This window comes from Pirellulales bacterium (assembly GCA_035546535.1).
Taxonomy (GTDB): Bacteria; Planctomycetota; Planctomycetia; order Pirellulales; family JACPPG01; genus JACPPG01.
The window spans coordinates 24,422-36,369 of sequence record DASZWQ010000008.1 but is presented as its reverse complement, the minus strand read 5'-3'; the positions used below and the strand labels follow the sequence as shown (position 1 = coordinate 36,369).

The window sequence follows — 11,948 nt, the reverse complement described above, 5'->3', positions numbered from 1 at the left end:
AAAAGCCCTCGTGGCTTTTTTCAACCTCGCCAAGTGCGAAGCAAAGCTTCGCACGGCTCGCAAAATAACGACTTACGTCGATATTTTGCCATCGCATCCCTGCGATGTCGCAGCCCGTTGAGTTCTTCAACAGGCTGCTAGCGTTCGGACCGTAATCGCTCCACGGCCAATCGCAACATGCGCGCCAGGTACCTGCGATCGAGCATCGCCGCGGCCGATTCGATCGCGACCCAGCGCCGCTGCCGGCGATCGGCTTCGAGCCAGCTCTCTTCGACCGCGGTCACTTCCATGAGATAGACGGTGACGGTGAGCATGACGCCCCACTTGGCGTATTGATATTCGCCGAGCGGCTCGCCGACGATGTTGCCGCGCAGCCCGGCTTCCTCTTGTGCCTCTTTCAGGGCGGTCTGACGGGCGGTTTCGCCGGGGTCGATCAGCCCCTTCGGAAACCCCCAGCGGCCGCTGCTGATCGAGGTGATCAGGCAAACTTCGTAACCGCTTTCGGTGCGGCGAAAGGGGACGGCCGAGGCCTGTTGGTCGGAGGGCGGAAACAGGGGCTGCATATCGTTGGGATTGGCGTAGGAAAGGGGAAACGACCCAACGGCGTCGCGGTCAGGCCCGTCTCAGGTTGGCATCTCATTTTGGCCCGGCCGTCTCAATTCTGGACGCTCGGCCCAGCCAGCTTACCCCTTTTTTGGCCCACGGAACGGTTAGGCAAGCCCGGCGGACTCTTGTTTTTCCGGCATTTTCTTTAAAGCGGTCCGGCAAACCGTCCGCCGGCACACCGGTTGGCACCCGCTTTGCGTTCTATCTTTTCCCAGCGTGGCAAACCGGCCGCGCCAGCCATTTTAGACCCTATACGTACGAGCCAGTTTCGTAAGGAGAGACAAGGATGCTAGTGCTCAGTCGCAAGGCCGGTGAACGAATCAGGATTGGTGACAACATCACGATTGTCGTCAACCGCGTGGTGGGAAGTCGAGTCAGCGTCGGGATCGAGGCGCCGGCGAATGTCCGCATCGTCAGGGGCGAATTGGAATTCTTCCGAGATGCTCCGACCGAGTTGCCGGCCATCGAGGTCAGCCCGGTGCCGTTGGCCAGCGACCACCACGTACACGCGGCTAAGTAGCGTCTCGCGGCGGTTTCGTCGCGAGGAGGGGGGGCAAGGCGAGGCGCGTGACGGCGATGGCGCCCGAAAAGCAAACATCGACGTCATGCCCCGCGACCCGCGGCCGATTGTGGTAGTTGGTGGCATAGTGGTAACGCCCGTCGAGCATGCGATACCCGACCGGAAGCGGATGGGGATCCATGTCGCAGAAAACAATCTCGGGGGAGATCGTCGGGGAGAGCGGGTCAGGCAGGTTGACGTTCCAGAGGACGCCGGTGTCGGTTTGTTTTGCCAGGAGCAACCGCACCACATCCGCCGTCCAGCGCGCAGCGCGGTCCCAGTCGGCCGCGCTGTCGCGCCGGCGGTATTGTGAGACGGCGATGCCCGGCTTTCCCAACATCGCCGCTTCTCGCACGGCGGCGACGGTGCCCGATCGGTAGAGGTCGGCCCCCAGGTTCCCTCCCTCGTTAATGCCGGAAAGCACCCAGTCCGTATCCGGCGCGAGGTGCCCCAGCCCGATCCGCGCACAGTCGACGGGCGTGCCATCGAGCGCGTAGCGCCGATGATCGCGCTCCGAAAGGATCAACCCGCGATCGGTGGTTGTCTGGTGGGCGCAGCCCGAAAGGTGTCGATCGGGCGCCAGGATTACGTAGTCGCCCAGGGTCGAGATTGCTTTTTCCAGCGCCGCGAGGCCGGCCGCGTCGATGCCGTCGTCATTGGTGAGCAGAAATTTCATGCTACCAATCGTAACCGCCGCAGCCGCGATCGACCAAAGGGGGTGCCCGGCCTATACGATCGGATCGCTGGGAAGCAATGAGTAGGCCACGGCATCGACCAGGTTTCCTTCGACCTTCAGTCGCCGGCGCAAGAGGCCTTCGCGCACGGCGCCGAGTTTCTCGGCGACCCGTTGACTGGCGAGATTCTGCTGCGCGACCAGGATCTCGATCCGCGCCAGGTCGAGATCGCGAAACCCATGGCGGGCCAGCAGCCGCGCCGCCCGCGTGGCGATTCCTTGCCCCGTGGCGTCGCTGCGCACCCAGTAACCGAGGCTGGCGGCGTTGATCGAGCGATCGACATGGTACAGGCCGCAGCCGCCCAGGATGCGCCCCGGGTCCGATTCGTGGATATAAAAACTGTAGGCGCGATCTTCAAAACGCTCGTCCGCGACGCTGCGCACCAGTCGTTCGACGTCCTCCTCTCCGTAGTCGGCATGGCACCAGGAGGTCCAGCGCATCAGTTCCGCGAGCGAGCTGCGCACCGCCTCAGCAGCAGCCGCCGCGTCGGCAACCACCGGGATGCGCAAGCACAGGGAATCATCGGCCAGATGCGTAGGCATAGGTGCTACGGTCAGATCCGTATGTCGAACCGCGTTCGCGGCGGATCGCGCTGCGCGAAGGCTTGGGCCGCGCGATCATTTGATCCTGGCTGGGGAACGCCAACAAGCCGGCCGACCAAGGCGCGGGCTTCCTCTCGACGCGCAGTCAGCGGCAGCCAGAATCTGGCGCGCACGCCACGGGCATCAATTGTCCGGACGGTCCTGCGACAGCCATTCGGAAAGAGTCCGCGGCTGTTTGGGCTCGGGGAACAGCCAGTTCATGAAGGCCGAGCGCTTCTGCCGCTTCTTGGCGGCGGCGGCCTGCTGTTGCTTGAGCCGTTTCGCAGCCTGCGACTTCTGCCGCTCTTGCTGCCAATAGGTCGGATCGAGCGGCTTCGACACCGTTTCAGTGAGTTGCCGCGTGCTCGTTTCCAAGCGCCCCGTGAATGTGTCGTCATCGCGCGTCACGGTCTTCTCCTCGCCGCCGCGCGCAGCTAACGATTGCGAGTCGGCCGGAGACAATGCCTGGCAACCGGCCAGTGCAAGGCCCAGGAGAGGAAGCGCAAGGAACGACCGAGAACAATTCACGGCTGTGAATCTCCCACGCACGAGAACGTCGGATCCGAACGATCGAGAAAGGTGCCCCCAACGCCGTGCGATGCACCGCAAGCACTGGCTCGGGGGTGCGGAGTGTCCCAAAAACGGGCTTGCAGGTCCAGCCGGCTTTGCCGGGTTGCGCGCGGTCGCAACGGACGGGACCAACCTCGGCTGACGCATGGGCATCGCAATTGTCCCTCCACCCCATTTTGCGTAGCATGGGACGAGGTTTTTCGGTCCACAAAGCCGGCAAAGCCCTCCGGCGGCGACCGGCATAAAGGGCTCGGGCGACCTAAGCTAGCGTGTGATCGATTTCGGCCTCGCCGGATCCTAGGTATCAATTCTTAGAGCCACCTATGGCAGAACCTCGGTTTGGATTCATCGGCGCCGGCCGCATGGCCACGGCGCTGGCCCGAGGCTTCCTCTCAGCCGGCCTGGCCACGGCCGAACGCATCGTGGCGAGCGATCCTTACCCTACTGCCCGCGAACAATTCGCAACCGAAACGGGTGGGCGCATCGCCGATAGCAACCGCGAAGTGGCCGCGGCCGCCGACGTAATCTTCCTGGCCGTCAAGCCACAGCAGATGTCGCAGGTGCTGGCCGAATTGCGCGGCCACGCGAAACGCGAACATCTCGTCATCTCGATCGCCGCCGGCGTTCCGCTGGCCGCGCTTGCAGGGGGGCTTGGTGACGCGCCGCGCCTGGTGCGCGTGATGCCCAATACGCCCTGCCTGGTCGGCAGCGGAGCCAGTGGTTACTGCCTTGCCCCGAATGCTACCGCCGAGGACGCCGCGCTCGTCGATAAACTGCTCGGCGCCGTGGGCATTGCTCGGCGGGTCGACGAATCGTTGCTGGATGCCGTGACCGGCCTGTCCGGTTCGGGACCCGCGTTCGTATACGTCTTGATCGAGGCGCTCAGCGACGGCGGCGTGAAAATGGGACTGCCGCGCGACGTCGCACTGGCCTTGGCCGCGCAAACGGTTCGCGGCGCCGCGGAAATGGTGCTGGCCACCGGCGAGCATCCGGGAGCGCTCAAAGATGCCGTCACCAGTCCCGGCGGCACCACGATTGCCGGCCTGGCGGCGCTCGAAGCGGCCGGCGCGCGGGCTGCCATGATCGCGGCCGTCGAGGCGGCAACGCGGCGCAGCACGGAGTTGGGGGCCCTGTCAAAATCGAAGAGCGTGTGACACAATAGCCGGCGAAACGTGATCAGGGCACGCCGCGAGCGTGTGCAAACGCGTTCCCCGCCAAGGATACTGGATCACCGAATCCCTGGGTCGCCCTTGGTACACGAAGGTAGAGAACCCCTGAGTTAGGGAGGTTGGCAGAAAGCCAGAACAATGTCCGTTTTTTGCCTGATTGACGACAAGCACGTCCCCCTCTACCGCGTGATTTGGGTGGCCGCAACTCCTCACTTCTGCGGCGAAGATGATTGCCAGTGCGAAGGCGATTACGAGGTCCGGCTGGAGCAGGGAGAGGTCGTATGGGCAAACATGGAAGAGCGGGACGCCCTGTTGAAAGCCCTCGAGGAATGGGCCGGCGGCCCCCCCGGTCCCGGCGACAACTGGGAGTGACCGTGGTGCAGCCTCTCCGACCGTTCGCTCTCGCTGTTTCCTGGCCCGCTCGCCGCGTGAGTCGTCATCTCGCGAGACGTTCCGCCGCCGCAAACTCTGCAGGCAGGAGAACACGATGACGACGTTCGACACCGAAAGCTTTCAGTGGCGCGAAACGTATTTCGTGCTCTTCCCGTCCGGCAACCGTCCCACGCTCGCCAAGGTCGAGGCCCTGCTCCGCAAGCTGGGGAGCCACTACCAGTTGTCCGACACGCAAGCGGATGAAGACGGCAAGTTCGAGTCGCTGACGCTCGTCTCGCCCGATGATTTCGCCGCGCTCGACATCAGCTACCTGGAAGGAGAGGACGTCGAGGAGCAGGTCGCGGCGCTTATCGAAGAGCTGCGCCCCGGCGACGGCGTCGAACCGGCGAAGCTGGCGCTCTTGCCGCAATGCGATGCCCGCTTCGATGTCATGCACTTCGAACAAATGGTCAACGATCCCGAGGCGGAGGAAGGGGACGACATGCTCGACCCCAGCACACTCCTCTTGGTGATCGACGCTTTGGTCGAGCTGACGCGCGGCGTCGGCATCGACCCGCAATCGGGCTCGCTGATGTAAGGGGGTCTGGTCGCGATGAACCGTCGGTTCATTTCGTGTCGGTGGCCCCATCGCGACGTTTTAGATTTTCGTCGCCATCAAGGAAGAGGCGGCCATATCGTTGCCATTGTTTGCGCCAGCCACTTGGAGATTTCTCCGGGTGATCCATGCAATATTCCGAAGCAATCGCCGTGATTTCGCCCTTCTTCGGACGGCTACCGTTAAGCCGACGCTTGACGAACGAACAAAAGTCGGCGGCCCAATTATCAAGTTCCGATTGTTTTCCCAAGGCGTGGTCCACTAGGTTGCCTGCCGTGAAGTTGCGATACGAAGACGACCACCGCTCGGCAGAAGTTGGCAGGATTGCGAATCCGCCGCAACCGCGTGGCTGACGATGTGCCACGCGGTCGCGGGTCAGATTTCGCTGTGAATGGGCAGCTAGCCACGTCGAGAGATCACTCTTGGCGGCTGGGCGCGTGCCTCGTTCGACGAATAAGTGTGACCAGGGTCAATGCCGCCCCAGTCAATCCAATCACAAGACCGGTTGGCTCGGGGACTTGGTTGATCACGCCGACTGCATTCAAGTCGAAGCCGCTCGAATTGAACGGCGTGGTCCACGGGTCATTGATTAGATTGCCCAACGAGTCTTTGGTCCCGTATTGAGGATCAATCGACCCCACCACGTCGGTGATTTTTACCTGCGTGATGTCGTTGACGTTCAGCAGCGGTGAAACATTGGCAAGTTCACTGAGATCGAAGCCGGTTCCGTAGCCGGCGATGTACTTGCCCGCCAAATCGTAGAGATTGCTGGCATCAAGCAAGCCAAAGCCGCCAACCTGAGTAGTCGTTTGCGTCTCGGACACCGCTGGGAACGTAAAGAAGTTGACGCCGTCGGATGACACGGCCACGGTTGCCAATTCCAGAAAGGCTTGGCCAACTCCGCCCGACAAAAAGCCGTTTTCGAAGACCGCGAAATCCGATCCGGGGCCATTCGTGATTGGCTTATTGAAGCCGAGCGTAATGGAGCCGCCGTCTCCCAATGATACAACACGAGTCGTTGTGCTTGCACCGACGGGTGATCCGAGGGCGTTGGTTGGGTCACCGAAGGACGCCAAGCCAAGGCTGGGATTGGCGATATTTTCGGGGCCGCGATTAATAGATACTACGCTCGACGCCCACTCAGTGAACGACGAGCTGGTGTCAGGTATTCCGAGAGAGCCGGGTTGACCCACCTGAGGGTCGTACGTGCCGGCGATCGTTGATGTGGTGATCAGCAAAGCAATCGCTGCGGCTAGTACCGAGTATTCGTTCGAATGTGTTGTCATTAGTCAGTCTCTCTTTCGTTGTTCAGATTCATGAACGCAAAGCTGCACAGGATCGACTTAAAGCAATATCAAACGGGCGATCGGCGGTACTGTTTGTGGCGTCGCTGAACCGCGACAAAGGAGACTGCCCCAATTCCAAGCAGCATGCACGTCGAGGGTTCGGGTACACGCGAGATCTGGACGTTATCGAGCGCGAAGTACCCCGGCGTGTTCATGCCAAAGACACCCACGTCCGACGACGATAGGTTGAAGTAGAGCGTGCTTGCGCCACTCAGCGCGGAAAGGTCAACCGACGTCCAATTCTGGATGATATAGCTCGATCCGTTTAGAAAATTCGCCAAGTAGAAGTTGACGGAGTCCGGAAGCAGCTGGCCCGACGCGTTGGTTCCATAAACACTCAATTCGAAAAAGTCGCCCGGCCCAAACTTTTTGGCAAACTGATCGCCGTATTCCATAGAGAGCGCGGCATACGTCGTGTTTGTGACGTCGAAATTATCGATCTTGTACCCCGCGGGAATCTGGATATTCGGCAACATCGCGAGCTGCGTCGGATCCCTCGGATTCAGCTGATCGACGTAGCCAAAGTCGACGGCATAGTTGTCGGGATTGCCGCCGACGCCTGGCCCGGCACCAACACCGGTTATCGCCGCGAATTGGTTCGTGTAGCCGGGATCGGTTGTGTCATTGACGTTCGAGACCGCAAATCCGCTCCAGCTATCGAAGGAGGGGACGTACGAGTTACTCAATTCGATAGCAGGTGATCCCGATGGGATGGTGCCGTCTTGTGTTGGATCGCCGTAAGGGTCCATGCCGGGCTGGGCATTCGCTGCCGGGCCGTTGAAATAGTAGCCCGTGACGGTCGTGCCATCTGGCCTATAGGACGGCTTAGTGACCGAGACATCGTTGAAGTCGATGACCTCTGATTTCGCCGATCCGCCAACCGATATTGCCAGAAGCACGGCGGAGTAGGCACAGGCGTTGGTCACTCGTTTGCTCAACATGAAGCAATTCCTCAGGAGGGTGTAGTTCGCGGACATCTCACCACGAGCGTCCGCCGGAAAGGTTCTAAAACGGTCCATCAGCACCAACGACGTCGCCACCGGCGCGGGAGCACAAGGCCGCCAACGTGCCATTGCTCATCGTCTGCGCCAGGAAGTGAGCAGAGCCGTCAGCTAACAACGCAAACGCACCACCGACGTGGTAGCTGTTGATCTCTTGGCCAAAGTCTAAAAAGACGTACTGCGGATCGGTGGTCGCAGGAGCATTGATCGGTCCCGACTGGTCGTAGTAGTTTCTGACGTCCATCCAGATCGACTTGATCCCCTCTGGCGCTTCGGCGATCTGCACGGTTTGTGATAGGCCGTCTGTTATGTCGACAATTCCGATGTTGGCTACGTAGATCATGGGTCCACGTTCCGGGTTGTTGGTCGCATTTGACGCTCGTAACCCGCGTTCACCGTCCATGGCGCCGTAATCGCTGCGGGCGTACATCGGCGTCGTCGCGGGCACTGGGCCAGGGCACTGGCGGAAGAGCGTGTCTTTGGGCGACGTCGGGCAAATGAACACCGGCAACACGGTCTGCCCCGCCGAGAAGTTTGTGGGGTCGTAGAAAGGAGCGTTTTGATTAATCAGATTGAAGAGGGCTTGCTGCTCCAGTTGCGGCAGGATCGATGCGCTCCAGCTCAGGTTGTTGCCAGTAACCGGCCACGATCCACGAGGGAAAACCTTCCACGTGTCGTGATACGTTTGCAGCGCGATGCCCATTTGCTTGAGATTGTTTTGGCACTGGGCGCGGCGCGCCGCTTCTCTCGCCATTTGGACCGCTGGGAGGAGGATCGCAATCAGAATGCCAATGATCGCAATGACCACCAGCACTTCGACGAGCGTTAATCCGCTTCGCGTAATTCGCATGCCAAGGCGCGCAGTCCAAGCGGGCTTGTAAGCGAGCGACTGTCAATACGGCGCGCAACGTCACGAGGGAACAACATTCCGAAGGACGTTCAACGGCGCAAGTACCAATAGTGCAACGTCGCTACAGAGGGCTCGCTGGATTAGCGTTCTCCGTGGTGGCGCCATGGCGCCACCGACCCACTTATGCAGCGCCCTTCCCTCGAGGAACGCTTACAAAACCTGCCTTGGTAGGTCTTCTGACTCTGAGCAGTGCGACCCGCCTTCTCGTCGGCCTCGCTACGCGACGCCGACAATGGCTTAGAGTGGGTCGCCCTTTACGCTCATTACAGCGGCGGGGCCGTTCCGGGTTCTCACCGGATTCCCTGTTGGTCGAAGCTTTTGAAAAAAGCCACGATCACCAAAGCAACTAGTCGGGATTTTAGCCACGACAGGCGAGCTGTCAATGGACTGACGAATAAATCATTCAATCTCTTCTCAACTGACAATAGACAACAAATACAAAGCAGCCAATCGCGGCCAAGCCACATGCAGCGGGCTCGGGTGCCGTGAACGTCATGTTCGAACTTGCCAACCAGTTCGAACTGATCAAAGCAAGGTCCTGCGAATTAACGATGCCATCGTGATTAACATCTGCTGCCAAGTCGCTGCCCGTCTGCAACCAGCTGGATGAAACGAGCGCGAGGTCTTGCGAATTCACGATACCATCGCCATTCGCGTCTCCGGCGAGCGTTTGCGTCGCCGCAATGTGAACATTATCGAGCGCAAAGTAACCGGGCGTATTCATGCCGAATGCTCCTACGTCCGACGACGACAGGTTGAAATACAGCGTCGATGCGGCACTGAGCGACGACAGATCTAAAGTTGTCCAGTTTTCTACGATGCTACTCGCGCCATTTAGAAAATCTGCAAGATAAAAGTTGACGGAGTTCGGCAGGACCTGTCCCGCCGCATTTGTGCCGTAAACACTCAGCTCAAAAAAATCGCCCGGGCCAAATTGCTTCGCGAACTGGTCGCCGTTGAGCATGGACATAACTGCGTAAGTGGTATTCGTCACGTCCATGCTTTGGATCTGGTATCCAGCGGGCAATTGCACATGCGGCAGCATCGCCAACTGCGTGGGATTGCTCGGATCGAAGTTGAACGATTGTGCGCCGTTGGCTTTTTGATCGAGATAGCCGAAATCGACGGCATAGTTGTCCGGATTGCCCCCCACGCCTGGACCTGCCCCAACTCCCGTAACTGCGGCGTATTGATTCAGATAGCCAGCGTCGTTTGGATCGTTCACGTTCGAGATCGCAAATCCGCTCCAACTTGCAGAAGAGGGATCGGACGATGGCACGTAAGAATTGCTTAGCTCGATGCTCGCCGGCGACCCGACTGCGAACGTTCCATCGAGCGTCGGATCACCGTAGGGGTCCGTGCTTGGCACGGAATTCGCCGTCGGTCCGTTGAAATAGTAACCGGTGACGATGTTTGTGCCCGGCACGTACGAAGGGTTGGCATTCGCGAGCGAGATATCGTTGAAATCGACAACTTCGGCCGCGGCGGGCTGACCGAGTGCGATGACGAAGAACGCCACGGTGTAAGAAAGGGGCCAGAAGGCGGGCGTATTAAACATTGCGTGAACCGTCCGAAGGACGCCGTTGATCCGGAATCCGATGTTCCCGCGCGAGGGACACTGAGAAAATCTCATGCGCGTTACCGCGCGCTGGGAGACCTTGTGCGGGTCCTATGAAGAAAGCCAACGTTCGGCCGGCTCCGCCCTCGCAGAGCAACAGACCAGTAACGCGTTGGTAGGTCTTCTGACTCCCGAGCTTGGCTGGCCCTGCCTTCTCGCCTTCTGCGGCGTGCCGGTCAGGCACGTCGCAGCGGCAATGGCTTTTCGAGGGGGCCAGCCTGCGTCGCTCGGTCACAGCGGCGGGGCCGTCCCGGAATTGCACCGGGTTCCCTGTTTGTCGGCCACGGAACACGCGGCCGACCACCAACGCACGTCAGCCGCGAAGATTAGCAACGCCGGCCAAGATCGTCAAGCAGCAACGTTCGCGAATCGCCGCTCTCGGCGGACAACCATGATGCGTCGCGCTATGCCATCACTCCCGCAAGTTGCAGTAACCGGACGGCCGTCCAGATCGTCGCCGGGACCGAGAGCACGAGCATCGAGAAGCCGAGGCCAAATCCGAAAAGAACAGGACCGAGTCGCGGCGTGAGCGTGCGGAAGACGACGCGAGCGATGGTTTCAACGATCCAACCCAATGTATATAGAACGTTGCTCGCCAACACCGTGAATGGTATCGCAAGCGGCTCAACCGCATCCTCTCCTGGCGCAAGATGCCCGCTGCTTGAGAGCGCAGCCAGGAACACGATAAAGCAAATTAGCCCATACCCAAAAAAGACAAGATTAAAGGCGAGCCGGCGCATCTCCCACCAGCCAACGATTTCGCCAACAGTCAACGGGCGGTCGGGCCTCGAAAACAGCCACTTCACGAACGACGAGGGCTTTAGCATTGTGCCGATCCCTCAGCCAGTTACCCGGTTGACCATCGCCGCGGGATATGCGCAGATAGGAATCGTCTACGACCGATCTTACCCCTGCCCAGGATCATTCGCACGCATGAGTCACGCTCCGGCCGAGAACGCGGAAATTTCCTTGCAACCCAGCGAAGGCTGGCATTGCAGCCATTTGTATTATCGTTTCGATCGCGCGGCGCTGGCCGCCATGACGCCGGCCGAGATCAAGAATGGCCGCGTGACGTTGGCCACGATCTTGAACCCTGAGGCTCCTGGCGCGCCGGCGCGGTTGCAAACGTCGATCGTCGCCGGCCACAAGGCGGACTTCGCCCTGATGGTGCTCGATCCCGACCCGCTGGTGGTCGATGGGCTGCATGAGCGGCTGTTGGCCAGTCCGCTAGGGCGCGCGGTGGTGCCGACCTATTCGTTCGTGTCGATGACCGAAGTGTCGGAATACGTTCCCTCGGTCGAGCAATATGGTCAGCGTCTCGTCGCCGAGGGAGAAGACCCCAACGGCCCCGCTTACAAGGCCAAGCTGAAGGCTTACGAGTCGCGCGAAGAGATGATGCGCCGGCAGCGATTGACGCCCGACTTGCCTCCTTGGCCGAACACGTGCTTCTACCCGATGAACAAGAAACGCAAGGTGGGCGAGAATTGGTTCACGCTCGATTTTCCCGAACGCAGCCGGCTGATGTCCGAGCACGCCCGCAGCGGCATGAAATTCGGCGGTCGTGTCACGCAGTTGATCACCGTGTCGGTCGGGCTCGACGATTGGGAATGGGGCGTCACACTGTGGGCGCGCCGCCCGGAATTCCTCAAAGAGATCGTCTACACGATGCGTTTCGACGAGGCGAGCGCACGGTACGCCGAGTTCGGCCCGTTCTATACCAGCTACGTGACCACGCCCACGAAGATGCTCGACCATTGCCGGGTGGGCGGCGATGGTTGAGCGTGGTACGACGCAATGAACCTCGGCGGAGAGGTTCTGCGTTTTTCCGACAGCTTTCGCACGAGAGGCCATGAAGCCATGACGACG

15 protein-coding genes and 2 riboswitches are annotated in these 11,948 nt (G+C 60.4%); of the genes, 5 read left to right on the top strand and 10 right to left on the bottom strand.

Annotated elements, in window-relative coordinates:
• Positions 1 to 137: 137 nt before the first annotated feature.
• Positions 138 to 563 (bottom strand): NUDIX hydrolase, encoded by a 426-nt coding sequence (locus VHD36_00720; GenBank protein ID HVU85811.1) that lies wholly within the window; start codon positions 561 to 563, stop codon positions 138 to 140.
• A 329-nt stretch (positions 564 to 892) separates the two neighbouring features.
• Here VHD36_00720 and VHD36_00715 point away from each other — a divergent pair, with 329 nt between their 5' ends.
• Complete coding sequence (locus VHD36_00715; protein ID HVU85810.1) at positions 893 to 1,126, top strand: carbon storage regulator; 234 nt, start codon at positions 893 to 895, stop codon at positions 1,124 to 1,126.
• On the opposite strand, the gene surE is transcribed toward VHD36_00715, so the two are convergent.
• The 3 genes from surE to VHD36_00700 form a co-directional block, all read right to left on the bottom strand.
• On the bottom strand, positions 1,119 to 1,841 hold the full coding sequence (gene surE / locus VHD36_00710) for a 5'/3'-nucleotidase SurE (GenBank protein HVU85809.1): 723 nt from the start codon (positions 1,839 to 1,841) through the stop codon (positions 1,119 to 1,121). The genes VHD36_00715 and surE overlap by 8 nt on opposite strands.
• Before the next feature lie 51 nt (positions 1,842 to 1,892).
• Entirely contained in the window at positions 1,893 to 2,441 is a 549-nt protein-coding gene (locus VHD36_00705; GenBank protein ID HVU85808.1) for a GNAT family protein, read from the bottom strand.
• Between the two features lie 183 nt (positions 2,442 to 2,624).
• Positions 2,625 to 3,008 carry a hypothetical protein gene (locus VHD36_00700; GenBank protein ID HVU85807.1) on the bottom strand — a complete coding sequence of 128 codons (384 nt, stop codon included), beginning with the start codon at positions 3,006 to 3,008 and terminating at the stop codon, positions 2,625 to 2,627.
• 365 nt (positions 3,009 to 3,373) lie between these two features.
• Between VHD36_00700 and proC the strand changes: the two genes are divergently transcribed.
• The 3 genes from proC to VHD36_00685 all read left to right on the top strand — a co-directional run bounded on the left by proC (position 3,374) and on the right by VHD36_00685 (position 5,189).
• Entirely contained in the window at positions 3,374 to 4,204 is an 831-nt protein-coding gene (gene proC, locus VHD36_00695) for a pyrroline-5-carboxylate reductase (GenBank protein HVU85806.1), read from the top strand.
• Positions 4,205 to 4,357: 153 nt separating this feature from the next.
• Positions 4,358 to 4,591 carry a hypothetical protein gene (locus VHD36_00690; protein HVU85805.1) on the top strand — a complete coding sequence of 78 codons (234 nt, stop codon included), beginning with the start codon at positions 4,358 to 4,360 and terminating at the stop codon, positions 4,589 to 4,591.
• Between the two features lie 115 nt (positions 4,592 to 4,706).
• Entirely contained in the window at positions 4,707 to 5,189 is a 483-nt protein-coding gene (locus VHD36_00685; GenBank protein HVU85804.1) for a hypothetical protein, read from the top strand.
• 28 nt (positions 5,190 to 5,217) lie between these two features.
• Here VHD36_00685 and VHD36_00680 read toward each other — a convergent pair whose 3' ends face one another.
• The 6 genes from VHD36_00680 to VHD36_00655 form a co-directional block, all read right to left on the bottom strand.
• Positions 5,218 to 5,469, bottom strand: coding sequence for a hypothetical protein (locus VHD36_00680; GenBank protein ID HVU85803.1), 252 nt, complete (start codon positions 5,467 to 5,469; stop codon positions 5,218 to 5,220).
• Between the two features lie 154 nt (positions 5,470 to 5,623).
• Positions 5,624 to 6,493: a hypothetical protein gene (locus VHD36_00675; GenBank protein HVU85802.1), complete on the bottom strand. Its 870-nt coding sequence runs from the start codon at positions 6,491 to 6,493 to the stop codon at positions 5,624 to 5,626.
• A 68-nt stretch (positions 6,494 to 6,561) separates the two neighbouring features.
• Complete coding sequence (locus VHD36_00670; GenBank protein HVU85801.1) at positions 6,562 to 7,494, bottom strand: DUF4465 domain-containing protein; 933 nt, start codon at positions 7,492 to 7,494, stop codon at positions 6,562 to 6,564.
• A gap of 64 nt (positions 7,495 to 7,558) precedes the next feature.
• Positions 7,559 to 8,404: a DUF1559 domain-containing protein gene (locus VHD36_00665; GenBank protein HVU85800.1), complete on the bottom strand. Its 846-nt coding sequence runs from the start codon at positions 8,402 to 8,404 to the stop codon at positions 7,559 to 7,561.
• 208 nt (positions 8,405 to 8,612) lie between these two features.
• Positions 8,613 to 8,821: riboswitch (cobalamin riboswitch) on the bottom strand.
• Between the two features lie 46 nt (positions 8,822 to 8,867).
• Entirely contained in the window at positions 8,868 to 9,983 is a 1,116-nt protein-coding gene (locus tag VHD36_00660; protein HVU85799.1) for a DUF4465 domain-containing protein, read from the bottom strand.
• A 195-nt stretch (positions 9,984 to 10,178) separates the two neighbouring features.
• A riboswitch (cobalamin riboswitch) is annotated at positions 10,179 to 10,405 on the bottom strand.
• Positions 10,406 to 10,486: 81 nt separating this feature from the next.
• Positions 10,487 to 10,909 carry a hypothetical protein gene (locus VHD36_00655; GenBank protein HVU85798.1) on the bottom strand — a complete coding sequence of 141 codons (423 nt, stop codon included), beginning with the start codon at positions 10,907 to 10,909 and terminating at the stop codon, positions 10,487 to 10,489.
• 106 nt (positions 10,910 to 11,015) lie between these two features.
• Between VHD36_00655 and hemQ the strand changes: the two genes are divergently transcribed.
• Positions 11,016 to 11,861, top strand: a complete 846-nt coding sequence (hemQ, locus tag VHD36_00650) for a hydrogen peroxide-dependent heme synthase (GenBank protein ID HVU85797.1) — start codon at positions 11,016 to 11,018, stop codon at positions 11,859 to 11,861.
• The last annotated feature ends 87 nt before the right edge of the window (positions 11,862 to 11,948 follow it).